Annotated in this window: 19 protein-coding genes and 3 pseudogenes; 10 read left to right on the top strand and 12 right to left on the bottom strand. The window is 68.5% G+C overall.

Annotated features, from left to right (window positions below):
• Positions 1-94: 94 nt before the first annotated feature.
• Entirely contained in the window at positions 95-253 is a 159-nt protein-coding gene (locus OO62_RS39805; protein WP_157850189.1) for a hypothetical protein, read from the bottom strand.
• A 71-nt stretch (positions 254-324) separates the two neighbouring features.
• Here OO62_RS39805 and OO62_RS41170 point away from each other — a divergent pair, with 71 nt between their 5' ends.
• Positions 325-735: a hypothetical protein gene (locus OO62_RS41170; RefSeq protein ID WP_051733880.1), complete on the top strand. Its 411-nt coding sequence runs from the start codon at positions 325-327 to the stop codon at positions 733-735.
• Positions 736-818: 83 nt separating this feature from the next.
• Positions 819-3,202, top strand: a pseudogene (locus OO62_RS38650) (type VII secretion system-associated protein).
• A gap of 152 nt (positions 3,203-3,354) precedes the next feature.
• Here OO62_RS38650 and OO62_RS39320 read toward each other — a convergent pair.
• The 8 genes and pseudogenes from OO62_RS39320 to OO62_RS41605 form a co-directional block, all read right to left on the bottom strand.
• Positions 3,355-3,537, bottom strand: coding sequence for a lysozyme family protein (locus OO62_RS39320; RefSeq protein ID WP_241691858.1), 183 nt, complete (start codon positions 3,535-3,537; stop codon positions 3,355-3,357).
• Between the two features lie 257 nt (positions 3,538-3,794).
• Positions 3,795-4,088 (bottom strand): hypothetical protein, encoded by a 294-nt coding sequence (locus tag OO62_RS35300; RefSeq protein ID WP_077191207.1) that lies wholly within the window; start codon positions 4,086-4,088, stop codon positions 3,795-3,797.
• Positions 4,055-4,366 carry an aminotransferase class I/II-fold pyridoxal phosphate-dependent enzyme gene (locus OO62_RS41830; RefSeq protein ID WP_077191206.1) on the bottom strand — a complete coding sequence of 104 codons (312 nt, stop codon included), beginning with the start codon at positions 4,364-4,366 and terminating at the stop codon, positions 4,055-4,057. Before OO62_RS41830 ends, OO62_RS35300 begins: the two co-directional genes overlap by 34 nt.
• A gap of 162 nt (positions 4,367-4,528) precedes the next feature.
• Positions 4,529-5,548, bottom strand: a complete 1,020-nt coding sequence (locus OO62_RS35305) for a 3-oxoacyl-ACP synthase III family protein (protein WP_033271817.1) — start codon at positions 5,546-5,548, stop codon at positions 4,529-4,531.
• Entirely contained in the window at positions 5,545-6,207 is a 663-nt protein-coding gene (locus OO62_RS35310; protein ID WP_033271818.1) for a hypothetical protein, read from the bottom strand. The genes OO62_RS35305 and OO62_RS35310 overlap by 4 nt, the downstream gene beginning before the upstream one ends.
• Positions 6,179-7,966 carry a thiamine pyrophosphate-binding protein gene (locus OO62_RS35315; protein ID WP_078617527.1) on the bottom strand — a complete coding sequence of 596 codons (1,788 nt, stop codon included), beginning with the start codon at positions 7,964-7,966 and terminating at the stop codon, positions 6,179-6,181. The genes OO62_RS35310 and OO62_RS35315 overlap by 29 nt, the downstream gene beginning before the upstream one ends.
• Positions 7,963-8,979: a GlxA family transcriptional regulator gene (locus tag OO62_RS35320; protein WP_033271819.1), complete on the bottom strand. Its 1,017-nt coding sequence runs from the start codon at positions 8,977-8,979 to the stop codon at positions 7,963-7,965. Before OO62_RS35320 ends, OO62_RS35315 begins: the two co-directional genes overlap by 4 nt.
• Before the next feature lie 198 nt (positions 8,980-9,177).
• Positions 9,178-9,452: pseudogene (locus tag OO62_RS41605) on the bottom strand (oxidoreductase); the annotation flags it as partial.
• Here OO62_RS41605 and OO62_RS40305 point away from each other — a divergent pair.
• Positions 9,390-9,701, top strand: coding sequence for a MerR family transcriptional regulator (locus OO62_RS40305; protein WP_338326207.1), 312 nt, complete (start codon positions 9,390-9,392; stop codon positions 9,699-9,701). The pseudogene OO62_RS41605 and the gene OO62_RS40305 overlap by 63 nt on opposite strands.
• Before the next feature lie 77 nt (positions 9,702-9,778).
• Here the strand turns inward: OO62_RS40305 and OO62_RS35330 are convergent, their stop codons facing one another.
• Together OO62_RS35330 and OO62_RS38675 are read right to left on the bottom strand one after the other, a co-directional pair.
• Complete coding sequence (locus OO62_RS35330) at positions 9,779-10,033, bottom strand: hypothetical protein (RefSeq protein WP_033271820.1); 255 nt, start codon at positions 10,031-10,033, stop codon at positions 9,779-9,781.
• Positions 10,034-10,419: 386 nt separating this feature from the next.
• The gene (locus OO62_RS38675) at positions 10,420-11,004 is read right to left on the bottom strand and encodes a hypothetical protein (RefSeq protein WP_228332337.1); all 585 of its coding nucleotides are present in this window, start codon (positions 11,002-11,004) and stop codon (positions 10,420-10,422) included.
• 766 nt (positions 11,005-11,770) lie between these two features.
• Between OO62_RS38675 and OO62_RS35345 the strand changes: the two genes are divergently transcribed.
• Positions 11,771-12,379: a hypothetical protein gene (locus OO62_RS35345; protein WP_033271821.1), complete on the top strand. Its 609-nt coding sequence runs from the start codon at positions 11,771-11,773 to the stop codon at positions 12,377-12,379.
• Positions 12,380-12,609: 230 nt separating this feature from the next.
• Here the strand turns inward: OO62_RS35345 and OO62_RS41465 are convergent, their stop codons facing one another.
• Positions 12,610-12,735, bottom strand: coding sequence for a hypothetical protein (locus OO62_RS41465; RefSeq protein WP_272898545.1), 126 nt, complete (start codon positions 12,733-12,735; stop codon positions 12,610-12,612).
• 84 nt (positions 12,736-12,819) lie between these two features.
• Here OO62_RS41465 and OO62_RS41180 point away from each other — a divergent pair.
• From OO62_RS41180 to OO62_RS35375, 6 genes and pseudogenes are all read left to right on the top strand, one after another.
• A pseudogene (locus tag OO62_RS41180) lies at positions 12,820-13,083 on the top strand (Rid family hydrolase); the annotation flags it as partial.
• 634 nt (positions 13,084-13,717) lie between these two features.
• The gene (locus OO62_RS35355; protein WP_248782313.1) at positions 13,718-15,478 is read left to right on the top strand and encodes an ABC transporter ATP-binding protein; all 1,761 of its coding nucleotides are present in this window, start codon (positions 13,718-13,720) and stop codon (positions 15,476-15,478) included.
• Positions 15,475-16,557, top strand: coding sequence for a serine/threonine-protein kinase (locus OO62_RS35360; protein ID WP_078617531.1), 1,083 nt, complete (start codon positions 15,475-15,477; stop codon positions 16,555-16,557). The genes OO62_RS35355 and OO62_RS35360 overlap by 4 nt, the downstream gene beginning before the upstream one ends.
• 83 nt (positions 16,558-16,640) lie before the next feature.
• Positions 16,641-16,952, top strand: coding sequence for a hypothetical protein (locus OO62_RS35365; protein ID WP_143686379.1), 312 nt, complete (start codon positions 16,641-16,643; stop codon positions 16,950-16,952).
• Between the two features lie 136 nt (positions 16,953-17,088).
• A complete protein-coding gene (locus OO62_RS35370) occupies positions 17,089-17,742 on the top strand; it encodes an RNA polymerase sigma factor (RefSeq protein WP_033271822.1) in 654 nt (217 codons plus the stop codon).
• Positions 17,743-17,749: 7 nt separating this feature from the next.
• On the top strand, positions 17,750-18,499 hold the full coding sequence (locus tag OO62_RS35375; protein ID WP_033271823.1) for a hypothetical protein: 750 nt from the start codon (positions 17,750-17,752) through the stop codon (positions 18,497-18,499).
• Positions 18,500-18,768 lie beyond the last annotated feature (269 nt).

The following is an 18,768-nucleotide window of genomic DNA, read 5'->3' on the forward strand; positions in this document are numbered from 1 at the left end:
AAACACGCACTTACCCACGATTGAACACGCACAGGCCGACTACGACGCTCAGCCGGGCCAACTCAACCGCTCACGGGCCATCTGAAGAACTCAGTCACAAGTCGCCGCGCTGGTCTGCCTTGCGGTGGCGCAGGGCGTAGCGGTTGGCGATCTCGAACAGCGCCCCTTCGTCTTTGCCGAGCTGGTCTTTGAGCAGGGCCCGGTGTTCCTCGAGGATGCCCGCAAGGGTGACGATCGCCGACCGCTTGCTCATATCCCCAAAGAGCCCGTCGCTCCCGCCCCTGAAGCACCGCCCGCCAGTCAACTGCCCGAAGGATGGACCCGATGAGTGGCTACCTGGTCCCCGACCGTTTCGGAGTTCTCGCCTTCAACGGCGACCAGCAGGCCGACGCCGTCCTGAGCTGGGAGGGCGAGAACCACGATTTCACCGTGATCGCCGACGGCCCTTGGGGGCATGTCACCGGCAGAGCAGATGACTGCTTCGAGGCGCTCACCCGCATCCGCGAGCAGATCGAACCCCAGGGGTGGCTCCTGGGTGTCAACGGCTCGCGTCGCGACACCTGGCCCTCCGGGATGTGCCGTGGGACCGGGGGCTTCCTCGTCTACCGACTCAGGCCCGGGCTTCGCCCCACCGGCGCCGATCGCATCCAGACATTCCAGCCCGCACCCCGCGAGACGCTGGCCACTGTCGCCGAGCAGGTCGCCTTCGAAGAGCAGTGGAGCCAGTCGCTGTGACCACCCCGTCCAGCTCTGCCCCCGCCGTTTCCCCGGTCACCGAGGCTCTGCGCGCCCAGGCCGCACGGCAGCGCGGCGGCTACGTGTATGCGATCGACCCGTACTTCGGCCCCAACGGCCCCGTCCCCCCGTACGGCATCGTCGGCGGCTGGTCCGTCGACAGCTCCGGCCAGCTCGTTTCCTTCAAGCACAACCCGAAATACCGCCCGTCGCCCAGGGCGTTGGAGTTCCCGCCCCCTGTCACCGCCCTGGACGAAGCCCTGCAGCGCGCCGTCACCGGTTATGGCAGCGAGCAGGAACTCCTCGCGGCCTTCCGCGACGCCACGCTCCTCCTGTTCACCCAGGAGGGGCAGAACGGCCTCTACACCATCGTCGAGGACGACGGCAGCCGCTACATCCCGGCCTTCACCCACCCCACATACGCCCCTGACACCTGGCACCAGTGGCAACAGACCACCGGCCATCACCTCGCCGCCACCGGCCTTCCGATCCGCCTCAACCCCGGCCATCGCATCAGCCTGACCATCCCGGGCGAGGCCGGGATTCAAGCCGGTGGCGAGAACGCCGGCCCCAACGCGTCGTCCGGCGGCCTCCCCGAGGCCCTCGTGGGTGCCCCGCTGCTTGCCGACGGCCTGCTCGCGGCGCTCGGCCGTCGGCGCCGCACGGCCCTGTGGCAGTCCGCCATGGGCGCCAAGGGTCGCCGCACCCCCGAGCTTCGCCAGCCAAAGGGTGTCGCTGCCGATACCCAAGATGCGCTGCTCATCGGGGCTGACCCGGAGGCCGTACGCGATCTCGACCATGCCCTGAGGGGACTGGCGTCCGCTTTGGCCGTCGAATCGTGCACCCCGCCGACCGTCTACGTTGCCTGGCTCACCGACAGCGAGCTAAACCTCCAGTTCGCCCATCCCGCAGGTAAGCCCCCAGTGCCATGGCAGCTCGGCCAGAACGAGACGTCCTGGCGCATCCAACGGGCCACCATCCCGGTGCACGAAACAGACGCCGGCACCGCCGCCCCCTATCCGGGCCTGGTCAGCCTCGGCAGCCTCGACGGCGCGCGCCTGCTGCTGAACCTTGAAGCCGCCCCCGGACTCGTCTCACTCACCGGCACGCACGCGGACCAGAGTGCCGTCCTCACGTCGGTCGCCGCGGAACTCGCCACCAGTGGCTGGTCGGATCGAATGACAGTCACCCTCGTCGGCTTCGGCACGGAACTCACCATGCTCGACCCCACCCGCGTCCGCCACTTCGACGACGTCGAAACCCTCCTGGAAACCATGGACGCTGAAACCCGGCAGCGGCGCGGTGCCCTCGCCATGGCGGGCCACGACTCCGTATCCACCGGCCGCACCGGCTCCGCACAGCCCACCCCATGGGCGCCCCACCTGGTCCTCCTCGCCGCACAGCCGACCGAGGATCAGGCAGCGAAGATCGCCGAGCTCGTTGCCGACTCCGGCCGACTGGGCATCAGCTACCTGGCCGCCACTGAGGAGAACGGCCTGCCAGGCGCGACCTGGAAACTCGAAATCACCCCTGACGGACGCCTCCTGGCCCCATTCCTCGGCCTGGACTGCAAGCACAGCTCCTGCCCCAGGCCCAGCACGATGCCGTGGTCCAGCTCTTCGCCGGCGCCACACCCGACGACGACCTCGACCCGGCCCCCGACACCCCGCAGTTCATGGTCGACATCACCTCGAGCGGACGACCCGCGGTCTACGCACGGCTGATCGGCACCTACGAGATCACCGGCCTCGACGCACCTGACGCCGAGCACAGCCCGCTCCTCCACGAGGCACTGGTCATGCTCCTGCTCCATCGTGAAGGAGTGCGCCCGCGCGTTCTGGCCTCCGGACTGTGGCCCCGCGGCGTAACGCAGGATGTCCGTGACGCCCTCATCGAACGCCTGCGAACCTGGCTGGGCAGCGACCCCGACGGAACCCCGCGGCTCGGCACCGACACCAACGGTCGGCTGGCTCTCGCGCCGTCCGTCGTCTCCGACCTCGACGTGCCCCGCACCCTCCACCACGAGGCCACTGCGGGCAGAGGCGCAAGCAACGCACGCATACGGGAGCGCCTGCTCAACGACGCCCTGGCACTGGCCCGTGGCCCCCTGCTCGCCAACCGCCCACAGGGCCGCTACATCTGGCTTTCCCACGAGATCATCGAGGCCCAGCTGTCCCTGCTGGTGGCAGACGTCGCACTGGCCCTGTCTGCCCACCACTTGGAGGCCGGCAACCCGACACCAGCGCTCAACGCCCTCAACACGGCCTTGACCACCGCGCCGACGGACGAGCGACTCTGGAACGAACTTCTACGCGCCGCACACGCCACAGGCGATACAGCCAAGCTCGAATCAACAGCAGCATCGCTCATCGCCCGCAATCACGAGCACAGCGGCGGCGCCCGTCGCCTCCCGCCCCGCACCGAGGCCCTCCTCGACGAGCTCTTGCCGTCCTGGCGTGACGCCTAGCACCGCAATTGCGTTCGTGGTGACGAGGTCACGGCTCTATGGGCTGTGGCCTCGTTGTTTGTAGTGGCTTTGGCGGGCTTGGTTTTGTTGGCGGCGTCGCCGGATCGACCAGTGCAGGAGGTGCTTGGTGGTGTGGTGGCGGGACGGTCGGATCAGCGCAGCCCGGCGAAGAGATCGTTCGCGAACGTGGCCGGAAGGAACTGCATCGGCCCGACCGCGCCCGCGGGCGAACGCATAGTGGGGTGGCGGGCGTGGTCGGTCTCGACCTTGCCGATAGCGGCGAGCACCGACCAGTCCAGCCCGCGGCAGGCGGCTGGCGCCGCTCTCGTAATCACCCCAACAACCGAAACGGCCCGCCGCAGAAACCGACGGACCGTCACGAAAGATCGAGGTTAGGATTCCGAGTTCACGGTGTGACGCACGGGAGTCGAGGCACCGCGATACATGCCGATTCGATGGACCACCCTCATGGCGCCATGAGCTTGTATGAGCCCACCGGCACCCGACCGTCCTCTTCCTGACTCTGCTATCTCAAGAAGATCGGGGGGTTTCAGTGACGACACCGCCGCAACCACAGCCGCAGCCAGACCCGTCACTGGCCGGCGGCGCGGGCCAGCTTTTCCAGTGCGTCGCCGCCGCCCACCATGGCGACGCGCTTGTCCTCGGAGAGCAGGGTGAGCACCTCGCGGATGGCTCCGGCGTTGGAGCGGCACAGGACGGCATCGGGCGCCTCTACGGGGCCGATGGTGGTGTCGAGAGACGGGGTGCCTTGCAGCCGCAGGGGTGACTCGACGATGGACAGCCAGCGGTTGGCGTCCTCGGCCAGAGCCGGGCCGAAGCGGAAGGACTGGGTCAGATGCAGTTGCCGTCCGTCGAAGTCTGACATGACGTCCCGGGCCCCTCGCCAGCCGTAGATGGCCTGCACCGCACCACCACGCGGGTGCGGGGGCCCAGCACCGCAAGCAGGGCGGCCAGGTCCTGGCGTCCGTCCGGTAGCAGGGGGACCGGAGCCGGTCGGGCGCCGACCATCTCGGCCAGCAGGGGATAGGCATCGAAGGTGCGCCAGGCGTAGGCCACCGTGTCGCCGCGCCGGACCACCGCCTGAAGCAACTGCAGGGCCACGCCCACCGATCCGCTGCCGACGGCAACGCAATCAGGGGCCACCCCGCACCATTCGGCGATCCGCTCGGTGAGCTGGTCCGCGTGGAACGGCGGGTACCGGTTGGCCTACGCGACGACGCGCCGCATCGCCTTCCGTACCGACGGAAGCGGCGGGTACGGGCTCTCGTTCAGGGCCAGCCGGTGCAGGACGGGGACATCCATCGGTCACCCCCGTCCGCCGTGCCAGCGGATGGCTGCGGCACCCGCGAAGTCGCCGGCGTGGGCGAATCCGCCCAGCACCACCAGCTCGCCGTCCTCGACATGCTGCGAGCGGATGGCGTGGTCCAAGGTGATCGGGATCGCCGCTCCGAAGAGATTCCCGCACTGGTCGAAGGTGTGCAGGTGCCGTTCGGAAGGCAGTTGCAGCGCTTCTCGCCAGTTCCGCAGGAACGTCCGGTTGGGCTGGTTGGTGATGAAGACGTCGATCTCGGTGGCGGCGACCCCGAGCCGTCCGCACAGGTCCATGACCACCTCCGGCACGAGGCGGTTCCCGCGTGCCAGGACCTCGGTGGCGCTGTCCTCGGTGAACCCGATCCGCGGCTGGGACTTCCCGGCCTCCCAGTACCTGCGGCCGTCGTCGAGCACGACGGTCATGTCGCCCGCGTACCTGCCGAGGTGCCGGGTCTCCACGTCCAGTACCGGCGACTCGGTGGACGCCGTCACGAGGCCCACGCCGCAGCCGTCGCCGGGGATCGCGGCCTGGGCGAGTCCGCGCACCTCGGACCGGGTGAACCACTGGCCCGCGAGGTTCTGTGCGGTGCAGATCAAAGCCGTTGTGGCATCCGTGGTGGTGAGGATCTGCCGGGCGAGCTTCAGCATGTGCACGAAGGACGCGCAGCCCGCGTTGGCCACGTCGATCAGCCATTCGGGCCGCAGGCCCAGGCGGCGTGCCACCTCCGTGCCGGCGCCGACGAAAGGGATGTCCGGCAGCTGGCTGTGCACCAGCAGCACGTCCACGCCGCGGATCTCGTCTCTGCCGTGCCGTTCGACCAGGGGCTGGACGGCTCGCTCGATCATGTCGGTGTTGGTCTCGCCCGCGGCCGCGTGGTGCCGCAGCGGTGGGATCTTGAACATCGGGTGGTCGCGGAGCTTGTCCTCCGCGTCCGGGTATTCGGTGTAGTACGCGGCGGGGACCGGCTCGCCGGGCAGGTAGCTCGCGACGTCGGTGAGGCTGACAACGGTCACCGCGCGGCCCCCGTCGTCGCCGTCGCAGGGGGCACGCTGACCGGCAGGCCGCTGCGGTGGCGGTGCTCCAGGATCGCCTTGAGATTGCGCATCTCCACGGTGTGCCCGGCGTAGAACAGGTCCCAGTAGTCGCCCACCCACGGCCGGTCCGCGCGGGGCGCGAGTTCAGGACACGGGTTGTCGGCGTAGTACGGATGGCGGCAGTTGGTCCAGGTGATCACCGAACCGGGTCGGTCGAGTACCAGCTGGGCCGGGACGACCCGCATCAGGTAGATCATCCACAGCTTCTCGCCCTGGTCCCAGGAGCAGTGGTAGTCCACGGTCATGGCCTCGGGGCTGGCCGCCACCCTGACGTAGATCCGGGTGTCCTCCTCCAGCCGGTCGTGGCCGACCCACAGCCCCGGGGTGCCGGTCGGGGCGAAGCCGCGCAGGCTGTACGTCCACTCCTCCAGGTGGTGGCCCTGGCGCAGGTAGTCATAGGCCTGCTCCGGAGGGCAGCCGATGTGCTCGTGGATGGTGCAGTACCACCCGTAGACCTGGTCGTGCGGATAGGCCGCCTGGGTCATGCCCGTGCAGCGCTCGACCAGCTCCTCCTTGCCGGTGTTCTCGATCCGCATCAGGCCGGGGATATCAGCCAACGTGGACGGGTCCGCGTTCATCGGAACTCTCCTCGCTCTCGGGGCGCTTGGTGCTTTCGGTGAAAGGCAGGAAGGGAAGGAACGGCGGGATCTCACGGGCGTGGCAGTCCAGCGCGATGAACGCCGGACCGCCGCTCGCGTTGGAGCGCAGCAGCGCCTGGCGCAGCTGCGCCGCGTCGCCGGCCCATGTGGCATCGAGGGCCGGGAAAGCGGCGGCCACCCCGGCGGCGATGTCAGTCCGGGCGAACAGGTCGTCGCTGCGGACGCCACCCTGGATCAACTCGTCGCGTATGGCACACATGGCGTGGGCGTTGTTGTTGAAGATCACAAAGGTCACGGGTGCGGCGTACTCCACGGCGGTGTGCACTTCCATCCCGTGCATGAAGAACGCTCCGTCGCCCGCGAGTACGTAGGTGCGCTGCCCCGTGGCGAGCGCGGCACCGATGCCCGCACCGAAGGTGTAGCCCATGCCGCCCATGCCGACCGCCACCACGAAGCGGCCGTGGCGCGGTGCGGGAAGCAGATGGATCGCGGTGGCCCCTGCGTTGCCGGCATCCACGAAGACGTGCGCGTCCTGGGGGAGTGCCGCCTCGACCGCGGCGACCGCCTCGGCGTAGGAGACGGTTCCACCACCGGACTGCGGAACGGGCGTGTGCAGGGGCTTCGGCACGGGCGTCGGTACGCGTGTCGGTACGGGACCGTCGTGCTCAGCGCAGGGACGTGAGCACGACGGGAGCTCGCCGACCACGGCACGCAGGGCCTCCAGCAGGTTCCCGCCCAGCGCGATGCCGGCCACGAACGGCGGTTCGGGATTGATGCAGACGACCGTGGTGGCGGCCAGAGGCTGGTCCAGTCCGCCGCTTGCCAGTGCCGGCAGCCGGGTGCCGACCAGCAGGCACAAGTCGGCCCGCCGCAGACAGTCTTCGACATTGGCATGCCCCATCACCCCCGCTACGCCTGCGAATCGGGGGGACCGGTTGTTGAACACATCCTTGGCATCAGGGGTGACCGCCACCCAGGCCCCGAGCCGCCGGGCCAGCTCCGCCAGCTCCCCGCGCGCATCCGCGGCGGCCACCTCGTCACCGGCGATGATGAGGACGCGGCTTGCGCCGCGCAGCGCGGCCGATACAGCGTCCCGGGCCTCGGCGCCGGGCCCCGCCGTCGCCCCGGCCGTCGTCTGCATGAGGGACATCGGCGTCACGCCGTGGTCGGGTAACTTGACCTGTGCCTGCTGCACATCCTTGGGCAGCAGCAGCACCGCCGGCCCCTTCGGATCGGCCTGCGCCGCCGCGACTGCCCGGGGCAGCAACTCCGCTAACGAGTCCGCATCATCGACCCGGGCGCAGAACTGGGAGACGGGAGTGAACACCTCCCGGGCGTCGAAGGAGCCCGCCTTGCCGCTGGACTCCTGGAACGCCCCCCGGCCCTCCTGGCCGGTGGGCGGCTGTCCGACCAGGGCCAGCACCGGCACCCGGGAGGCGTACGCCTCCGCCAGGCCCGGAACAAGATTCATGGCACCGCCGCCCGAGGTGGCCGCGACAACGCCTAGGCGCCGCGTGGCGCGGGCGTATCCGTCGGCCATGGTGACGGCGGAGAACTCGTGCTTGGCGACGACGCCGCGGATGGTGCCGGTGCGGTGGACGGCGTCGTACAGGTCCTCGATATTCGCCCCACCGACGCCGAACATGTGGGTGATGCCGACCCTGGTCAGCTCTGCGGCGAGGTAGTCGACCACCCGTACCCCGCCGTCCTCGGGAATCTCATCTGCCATGGCTGTCATGCGGGGCTCCTGTCCGCTTGGCCCGGCTGGACGAAGAGGCCGGACGACGAAACGACCTGAAAGCGGTGCCGGTATTCGTTCGGGGTGAGTCCCAGCGCTCGTCCGAAAGAGCGGAAGAACGTCTCGGGGGCGGTGAATCCGCAGCGGCGCGCTACCTGGCCGACCGTCAGATCGGTGGTCTCCAGTAGCTCGCGGGCGCGGGCGATACGCGTCCGCTCGACGTACCGGCCGGGGGTCGTACCCACTTCGCGCCGGAACACCCGGGCGAAATTGCGCAGGCTCATGTTGGCCCGCTGCGCCATCTCGGCCACGGGCAGCGGGCCTTCCAGGTTGTCCAGGATCCACTCCTGTGCGGCCCGAATCGGCACGTGATCGGCCAACTGGGCGTCGAGGACGGCGCTGAACTGCGACTGTCCTCCGTGCCGCTTGAGGAACAGCACCAGAAATCGTGCTGTCTCCAGCGCGAGGGCCGCGCCGTGGTCGGCCTCCACCAGGGCGAGGGCCATGTCAATTCCGGTCGACACTCCCGCCGAGGTGACGAACCGGCCGTCCCAGATGAAGATTGGCTCGGGGTCCACCGTCACGTCCGGGTAGCGGCAGGCCATCTCCTCGCAGTACGCCCAGTGCGTCGTGGCGCGCCGCCCGTCAAGGAGGCCCGCCTCGGCCAGCAGAAAGGATCCGCCGCATACGGACGCGACTCTCCGCGACCGGGCGGCTGCCTGGCCGATCCACGAGACCAGCGTCCGGTCCCCCAGCGCTTCCCTCAGGCTCAATCCGCCCGGGACGAGGAGGGTGTCGATCGGGCCCTGCCCCGCATCCAATGGCGCGGCCTCTATCACCACTCCCGAGCCGGTTCGGACCAGTGGCGCATCGAGGGAGACGAACTCGATCCGGTAGGGAGCGCGCGACTTGGGGAGCAGCCGGTTGACCGTATCGAACACTTCAATGGGTCCGGTGATGTCCAGCGCCTGAGCACCGGAATACACGACCACCACAACACGTCGCTCTAACACGGTCACAGCCTGTATCGGACGTCGAACTGGCCGCAATGACAGCTTATTGACGAATCCTGCCAAGGGCGACTCTCGACCGCTGGAGCGCGGCGATGACCAGGCAGTTCGTACGCGCGACCGTCCGCGTGATGAGGTAGGTCACAGCGGGTGGAAGCCAATGGCCTCCGCCATCGGGGAACTCCTGCACCTCGCCCCTGACTCATGTGTCGACAGCGCGCGAGGCACGGGAGCCGCAGGAGTCCCTTGGGGGTGAACACTTCGGCCTTCAGCGCGACCGCGGACGGGGCGACGGGGCGGTAGCCGACGGTCTCGGGGTGCCCGACCCGCCCGGAGTGCATGAGCTGGGCGAAGATCCTCCCACCGTTGGTGTGCGCGGCGGCGGTCACCGGCCGCCACGCGGCGACCTACTCATCGCTGTGCAGCCCGGAGGTGTTGGGGTTCGACTGGCCCTGCAGGCTCGGCTGCACACCTTCACGGCGGTCGACCGCGTCCAGCTCATGCAACAGCTCTACGCCGCAGGGCTGTCGAGCAGGACGATCTCGGAACTGCTGCCATGCGTCGTGACCGGTGAGGTGACGCTGGAACTACTCGACCGGCTGTCGGCGGAGCAGGACCCTATCGACATGAAGATCAGCGATCTGGTGAAGACCCGGGACCGGCTCGACGGCATCATCACTACGGCTACGGCGGTCGGGGACAAGGGTCGGCCCTGCCCCGGGTGAGGTGCCCCCGGCGAGGAGCGGCCCATCGGCGACGAGGAGTCGCGCAGCGTCGCCAGAGTGCGGCTCGGCTGGGGTGGTTACTGGGCGCTGGCGGTGGGGCGTACCACGATCTCGTTGACGTCGACCTCGGTGGGCCGGCTGATGGCCACACCGCCTGCGGAGTAGGTGAGCAGCTGGCTCCACTGTTCGTCGCCCAGGTCAGGGGCGGCCGATTTCTGAATGCTCCTGTCGGAAACGCGCGGGTCGCGGAATCTCGGATGGCTGAAGGCAAGAACCCACTCGCCAGACAGCCGTTGGACCGCTTCTGGCGCGCGGTAAGAGGTCGTTTTCATCTCTGGTGTCCCGTTATCACGCCTTTTCTTTCGCGTAATGGTGTGGTGCTGAGGGGACTGTGGAGTGGGTCGGTTCTGGTGGGTCGAATGGGGTGACGGCTGGGCCTGGAGGAGGCTTGCGCCTGTCTCATCCCAGGACGCCGGGATTGGCCTGTGCATCCGCCGGTATTGCTGTGCGCCTGGGCGCACTCGGTCCGGCGCAGTACGTCAGGAGTATGTCTGAGCAGCCGCCTCGCGTGGGCGGGCTGCTCGACCACTTCGGGCACAATTCGCAACCGTGTCCAACCCTGCTGAGCCCACAGTCCTGTACCCCGACATTGCGGCCTGCGGCGGCCTCGCCGCAGCGCTACGGGCCGAAGCGGAGGGTTGCCTCGACGCTGTCCCCGTCACGTCCTCGGCCTCCGCTCCGCTGCTCCAAGTGACCGTCGCAAGCGAGCCGGGTCGGCCTGCTCGGCGGTGAGGCTGGTGACCGCGTAGACGGTCTTGAGACTGATCTTCCCGGGCTTGCGGTGGATGCGGCGGCGGACGATCTGGACGGCCTGGCGGGCGCCGGGGAAGAGCGAGTTGTTGACCGTGCACACCTTCAGTCGGCGGATCTCCTGGCGGCCGTGACCGGTCGCACGGGTCCTGTCCTGTAGTGGGATCTGTGTCCAGGGAAGGGACTTCTGGGCCAGGACCAGTGCGTTCACGTGGTCGCAGGCGGCCAGGAGGTGGATTTTCCGTCCCTTCGCGTGGGCCGCACCCCGCAGCGACTTCCCGTCGACCGCGTGCCCTCGGAGCCCTTGTCCCCTGGTCTGCCGGTCCGCGAGCCAGGCTCCGACCGCCCGGTCCAGGGCGTCCGCGTCGATTCTGGCGAGCAGTCGCCGGATCGTGGATTCCGCGGGCCAGGACCGTTTCGGGACCAGCGGGTCGACGGCCGTGCCGAGCCGTTCGAGTAGGGCCGGCGGTGCGTCGGCCACCCATTCACTCACCGCGAGCAGGGCTTACGCTCCGGCGAGGACCGCGCAGGCTGTCAGTGCCAGGAGCCTCACGAGAGGGTGCCGTACTCCCGCGGATCCCGCGGGTCCGGGACCTGCGCGAGGCGTTCCAGCAGAGCGGGAAGATCACCCCTGGACACTTCCGGATGCGGTCTGAGCTGATCAAAAGCAGGGGGGATCAGAGATGATGCGTCGACAGGCACGGGCAGTCCAAGGTCACAGAGCGTAGAGAACTCCATGATCGCGGACGTCCGTGCCTGCTGTGTACCGAACCCCGCTCAACATGACGAGGCGTCAGCAACCGAGCGTCAGCCGACTACGTCGAAGTGGCCGACGAGGGCGCAGTAGTACCCGACTTCCCGTTCGTGCTTCATTCAGATGTTGCCGGTTGGGGTCTTCGCTGTTGCGTTGCCGGACCATCCGGTTGGCTTCCGCTGCGCTCTTCGAGATGCGCGACGAATGGATCGCCTTTCCGCGCCGCCACCTCCCCGAAGGTGATATGGGTGATATCCGCCGTAAGCTCTCTTTTGGTTCCTTCGTGCTATCCAACGCACCGAAATGCAGCTGCCAGTTGATCCCCAACGGCATGACGAGGGCCACTACCTGGCGGATGCGTGTTCCCGGCCGAGTGGCACTCGCTTCGGTATCCTCCCGTGCAGGTCACCGGAGGCCATCTACCCAACGATTACTGGGCCGTTGACCTCAGAGTTTCGTGATAGCGTTCTTGTTCGGAGGGACAATGCAACCTGAAAGGGAAATCGTGAACACGGAGAAGATCGCCGCTCGCCGCCTCTCACTGGAAGAGGTGACGAAGCTCGGCGTGAAAGACAGGATCTTCATTTCCGCCGACACGGCAGAACTCAAGCTTCCCGACTGCTATGTCCCTGCTTTTCTGACCAAGTCCGGTGAGGATTTCGACGGCGGCTCGATCACGGCGAGAACCGTATTCCAGGAAGAGGTCACCTGCCTTCCCGACGACGAGAATGAAGCCGGAATCTACTTGGCCGACGAGAACGGCTCGGCGACCATCGAGGTCCTCCAGTCCGCCGGTGTCGTGCTGGACCTGGCACTTTTCGTCCCTAGTGGGGACAAGGGGGCCCTCACGGCCCTTTACGCTGCGGCCCGGCAGGCCTTCGGCGCCGACGTCGTGCAGATTTGGCGCCAGGGCCTCAAGGAGGTTCCCGACGTGAAGGTCGACATCTTCGAGGAGCAGATTCCCCGGGGGCGCAAGGGGAGCGACAGCCCCAAGCGTGACCGTCGCGCGGTCGACACCTACCCCACCCGTGCGGACTTCATCGAGTTCTCCGCGGGGTGGAAGCCGGTCGTTGAGATTCACAGGCCCATTGTTGACGACACCCCGACCATCTGAGGCGGCGTTACCTCTCGGTCTCGGCCTGAGAGGACGCCGAGAACGCATGCGCCGGCCCCGGTCGACCCCTGAGCGGCCCAGGGAGCCGTCGGAAAATAACTCACGAACGCTGAAGCGCCGTTTCACTCGATGACCTCGCGAGACAGCCCGCCTGACCAAGATCAAAGCCTGAAGTTATTCTGCGACAGCCCTCAGGGCTTCGGCGTAGTCGAATGAGGTCCGCTTCGTGCTCAGGCGAGGCCGAGGATCGTGAGGGGTCGGCGGGCGTCACGCGCATTGCGGCGACGGCCGGAGGCGATGTTCTTCGCGCCGTTCAGTCGCAGGGCGCCGACCGTGAGGTTGCGCCAGGTCGCCATAGCGCGGGGTGCGCTGTCGGTCCGCCACCGCGCACGCGGTCAGGTCGAGGACGGCGGCCAGCGCGTGCCGCACTCCTCGTAGCCGGTTCCACCGCGGCGATCGAGGACGTCGCCGGGCAGGCGGCCAAGGCTGTCGAGAACCTGCAGACCGCGCTGGCCGACGCCGGGGCAGAGTTGTACGACGTCATCAGCACCCGCGTTCTGGTCGCCTCCAACCGCCAGGAGGACCTGGTCACAGCATGGGAGGTGGTCCGGGATGCGTTCGGTGACCACGACGTTCCCAGCACGTTGATGGGCGTGACCGTGCTCGGCTACCACGACCAGCTCGTGGAGATCGAGGCCGTCGCCCCCCGTCCTCGATTCCTGAAGCGCCGGCGCAAGAGGGCCGCAAGGGCCCGGTGGCCGGTGCACTCGATGACCGGTGCACCCGGCCACCGATGTCCGGTCAGCGATGCCAGGCGCCGATTGAATCCTTTTTCAACTTTCTCCCGTATACGTGATTGATGGATGGTTCGAGGGGGGCTTTGCGGAGGGGGACTGAGAAGGGAAAAGCATGGGAGTCCTCGAAAACCTGGCTCCCGCGCTAGGCCACAGCCGTCGTGACCGTTCGACGACGGGCAGGCGCAGGGACACGAGCGAAGACGACCACGATCGCCGTCGGCGTCGGCGCCGGCGTCACGGAGGACACCGTGGTCACGACAGCAGTCACGGATGAAGGTAGGTGCGGAACACTCCTGCTGACTGTCGGCGGCCGGGCCCTGGCCCGGCCGCATCAGTCGGTGAGGCCGAGGCGTGAGGTGATATGAGCAGTGCGCGGCCGATCGCTTCCTCCCCCGGTGGCGCGCAAGGCAAAGGCGGGGGAAAGGAGAAGACGCGTCCTTCCAAGCGCCCTCACCTGCGTTCTTCCGTCAAAATCACGGACCGGATCCCCTACGGAGCCGAGGACGGAACCACCGGCGGCATTGTCGAGCCCGCTCCGCCGGTGGCCCTGCGGGACGTATTCCGGCGCTTCTGGCCGTACACGCGGGGCGGTCGGCGCTGGCTGGTGGTGATCCTGGCCTTCGTCGTGCTGGGCCCCGCCGTCGACGCGGCCGAGATCTGGCTTTTCAAGATCGTCATCGACGACATGCTGGTCCCGCGCAATCTGCACCTCCTGCTGCCGATCGCCCTCGCCTACCTCGCATTCACGTTCTTCGCCGGCACCCTCGCCTTCGCCGACGAGGTGACCTCCACCTGGGTCAGTGAACGCTTCCTGCTGGCCCTGCGCTCCGATCTCTTCCGCCACGTCGAAGGCCTGTCACTGGGATTCTTCGAGCGGCGGCGGCTCGGGGACGTGCTCTCCCGCGTGACCGGGGACGTCGATGCGGTCGAGACGTTCCTGCTCTCCGGGATCGTCAACGCGATCGCCCAAGTGATGCGGCTCGGGATCTTCCTCGGCGTGCTGTTCTACCTCCGGTGGGAGCTGACCGTCCTCGCCCTCGTCATCGCGCCGCTGTTCTGGTGGACCGCCCGGCGCTTCTCCCGGCGGGTGAAGGCCGCCGCGCGCGAGCGGCGGCGCCGCAGCGGCTCGGTCAGCGCGGTCACCGAGGAGGCCCTCGGCAACATCGTCCTCGTGCAGGCGTACAACCGGCAGCGGTGGGAGCACGGCAGGTTCGAGCGCGAGAACCTCGGCCGGTTCCGGGCGGCCATGACGTCGGCCCGTATCGGTGCGGTGTACGCCACGGTCATCGACGTCATCGAGCTGGCCGGCGCGCTGCTCGTGATGGGCCTGGGCACCTGGGAGCTGACCCAGGGCCGCCTCACCCTGGGCGGCCTGATGGTGTTTCTCACCCTGCTGAGCAGGCTCTACAGCCCGATCCGCGGTATCTCCGGCCTCAGCAACACCTTCTACTCGGCGTCCGCCGCCGCGGAGCGGATCATCGAACTGCTCGACCAGCGGCCCCAGGTCGTCCAGGCTACGACCCCCCGGGAGCTCGGCCACGCGCGCGGTGAGATCCGGTTCGACGACATCTCCTTCCGGTACCCGGGGACGACCAGGCCGGCGCTCTCCCGCGTCTCCTTCAGCGTGGCCCCGGGGGAGACCCTGGCTCTGGTGGGGGCGAGCGGAGCCGGGAAGTCGACCGTCGCCAAGCTGCTGCTCCGCTTCTACGACCCGGACCACGGAGCCGTCCGCCTCGACGGGCACGACCTTCGCGATCTGCGCCTGGACGACCTGCGGAACAACGTCGCCGTACTGCTCCAGGAGACCTTGGTCTTCCACGGCACGGTGCGCGACAACATCGCCTACGGCCGCCCCGACGCGAGCGAGGACGACATCATCGCGGCCGCTCACGCCGCGGACGCACACGGCTTCATCAGCCAACTTCCTGAGGGCTACGACACCGTGGTGGGCCAGCGCGGCCGGCTGCTCTCCGGCGGACAGCGGCAGCGCCTCGCCATCGCCCGCGCCATGATCCGTAACGCTCCCCTCCTCATCCTCGACGAGCCGACCACCGGCCTCGACGCGGAATCAGGCCGGCGCATCCTCGAACCACTGCGCCTGTTGATGAGCGGCCGCACCACGATCCTCATCTCCCACAACCTGCTCACCGTCCGCGACGCCACCCTGATCGTGCTCCTTGAGGACGGCCGCATCGCCGACCACGGCACGCACGACCAGTTGGTCAGCCGCAGCGCGTCGTATGCCCGGCTCTACCGGCTGCACGGGCCCGGCGACCCGCCGATGGCCGAGGTGCTGCGATGAGCCGCACGCCGCCCCCCAGGACATCGCCGCTGACGGCCGGAACGACCGTGGCCCCGGGCTACGAGGTCCTTGCCCACCTCTGCCGCACCGGTTGGCTGGACCTCTACGACGCCTGGAGCCAGGAGCGGGAGTGCCGATGCGTCGTGAAAGTGCTGCGTCCGGACCGACAAGGCGAGCAGAGGCTGCGCGAGCGACTGCTGCAAGAGGGCCACTGGCTCCAGACCTTTACCCACCCACACCTGGTCCGCGCCTACGAAACGGGCGAAACCCCGGAACCGCACGTCGTATTGGAGACGCTCACCGGCGAGAGCCTGGCTCACCTCGTCGATCGCCGACGGCGCCGCCTGGCCACCGACGACCTCGCCCTGCTCGGCCTGCATCTGTGCTCGGCGCTCCACTACCTGCACGGCAAGGGCCTGCTGCACCTGGACATCAAGCCGTCCAACATTGTGGTCGGCTGCCGTCGAGCGAAGGTCCTCGACCTGAGCATCGCCCGCCCACCCGGCCTCGCCCCGCCGGGCCTCGGCACCTTCTGCTACCTCGCCCCCGAGCAGGCGCGCGGCGGAATGCTCACCCCCGCGACCGACGTCTGGGGCCTCGGCAGCACGCTGTACGAGGCCGCCACCGGCGCCGTCCCCTTCGACGACACCGACACCGACACCGACACCGACACCGACACCCACACCGCCACCGACAGCGGCACCGGCTCAGGCACCGACGCAGACACCGATCGGTACCCTCAGCTCGACGAACGAGCCCCGTCCGTCACCACACGCCGGCGACTGCCCCACACCCTCGCCGCGGCGATCGACAGCTGCTTGTCCCCCGACCCGGGCGCCCGGCCCTCACTCACCCAACTCGCAGCGGTACTGGACGGTGTGCTGCCACACGGCCGACGCGGAGTGCCGGCCCAGGCATCGCCGACGATCATGAACCATTCACCAGGCTCGTTACGTACACCAGACACCAGACACCAGACACCGAACACCGAGACCAGAAACAGACACGGACCCCAGACACAGACACCAGACGCCTCCGGGAGGTCCCGATGCCTTCTCGCCCAGTTGAGGCTTGGCTGAGGGGAGTTGCCGCCGTCTGCGCGCTCCTCAGCGCGGTCGCTCATCTGCTCATCGTCCCCGAACATCTCAAAGAAATGCCGTACATGGGAATCCTGTTCCTCATCGGCAGTGCGGCGCTTCTCGTCGCCGCGGGAGGTCTTGCGCGGCGGAACCCCGTACCGGCGTGGCTGCTCGGCACATTGGTCAGCGGTGGCATGCTTCTCGGCTTCGCGTTGTCCCGTACTGTCGGGCTGCCCAACTACCAGGAAGCAGGCTGGGACCCCCCTTACGGCGTCCTGTGCATGGTCGCCGAAGTCGCCTTCATCATCACCTTCGTCGCCTGGTGCGGCGTCGCGAAGACGCGGACCCCGCCCGCCGAGGTCACCCGCCCCACCACTTCCGTGCACGCTAGGTAGCCACCGCCGGTACGTCGTGACCACGCCGGCATGTCGTGACCGCGCCAACGCAGCCGTTGTCCCGAGAGAGAATGAATGCGTGGTCTTCCGTAACCGCAGGGCAATCCCCTCGCCGGGGCGGACCGTACACAAGGGTATGCAGAAGTTGCAGCTCCCGGTCGGACGCATCCCCGACGAGGCGCTGCTGGCTGGCCTGGCCACGGGTGATCCGGAGCTCGCCGTCACATTCGTACGGCGATTCCAGCACACGGTCTTCGGCGTCGCGCTTGCGGTCGCCCGCGATCCGCAGCTCGCCGAGGACATCGCCCAGCAGACCTTCGAGCGTGCGTGGCGGCATGCGCAGGTCTACGACTCACGCCGCGGATCGGTGACGACCTGGTTGACGACCATCGCCCACAACCTCGCCATCGACGCCGTCCGGTCGCGTCGGCCGGAGCCGGTGGCCCCCGAGGACCTCGACGCGCTCCTCGGCGCGGTGACCGACACCCCCGAGGAACGAGTGCTCGCAGAGGAGGCGTCGGCCGCCCTACGGGCCGCGGTGGCGCAGTTGCCGGGCGAGCAGGCCCGGGCCCTGGTGATGGCGGGCATCTACGGAATGACCGCTCAGCAGGTCGCCGACCGGGAGCAGATCCCACTGGGCACCGCCAAGACACGGATCCGGACCGCCATGGGCAAACTGCGGACCACTCTCACCTCGCCGAACCCCGTCCCTCCGCACCCGACACATTCCGAAGCTACGAATCCCGCCGATTCGCATCCCGCGTCTCCGAAGCGAGGCGGCCATGAATGAGGCGGCCATGAACAAGGACCTGACCTGCGAACAGCTGCACGAGATCGGTGCCGAACTGGCCCTTGGCGTGCTCTCGGGCCGGGAGCGGGCCGAGGCGGCCGCTCATCTGGACCGTTGCGCGGATTGCCGGGAGTACATCGAGCAGCTCGCCCTCGTCGGCGACGGACTGCTGTCCCTCCTGCCCGGGAGCGAACCGCCGGCCGGGTTCGAAAACCGGGTGGCGCGGCGGCTGACCGAGATACAGGTCGCACGTGACGGACGCGAGAACGCGCGCGGCGCCGCGCTTCGGCCCACGCGAGTCCGCAGAGGCGTACGGCTACGGGTCGCGTCCGCCGCGGCCGTCATCGCGCTGGGCTTCGGGTTCGGCGGCTGGGCCGTCGGAACGGCCATCGAAAACCTGGCCGCCGGCCCTGCACCGCCCGTCCGGACCGCGGAGGGAATGCTGCGGGCGAACCTGACCGCAGGCGGTACGGACCATCGACAACCGGTCGGCGAAATCTACGCCCACCCTGGACCGCGCGGCTGGGTCTTCATGTCCGTCGATCTTGCCGACGCCGGTACCCGGTACAGCGGAAAGGTCATCTGCACACTGGAGCGTACCGACGGCACCACCGTCCGACTCGGCACCTTCAGCCTCCGCGGCGGCTACGGCTACTGGGGTGCCCCGACCTCCGTGAACCTCTCCACGCTGGCGGGCGCCCGCCTGACCGCGACCGACGGCCGCGTCCTCGCCACCGCGCACTTCACCGGGCGCTGATCACTCCCGGCGGAGCAGCCTCCCCGGGGCAACAGACGAGGCAGCCTCACCCGGAGAAAGTGACGCCAGAACGTGACGCGAGAAAGCGACGAGAGAAAGTGACGCTGCGTCCGATCCGGTGATCCCGTGCATAGCGGAGTGCTGTCACGGGGCCGCGGCCGAACGGCGTACGCGGGGCCCAACATTCCTGTTGGGCCCCGCGTGCGTTCTGTGGTGGTCAGTTCTTAAAGGCGTCCTTGCCCTTTTCCTTGGCGGCGCGGAGATCGCCC

The sequence above is a fragment of the Streptomyces lydicus genome, from assembly GCF_000717345.1.
GTDB classification, from domain to species: domain Bacteria; phylum Actinomycetota; class Actinomycetes; order Streptomycetales; family Streptomycetaceae; genus Streptomyces; species Streptomyces lydicus.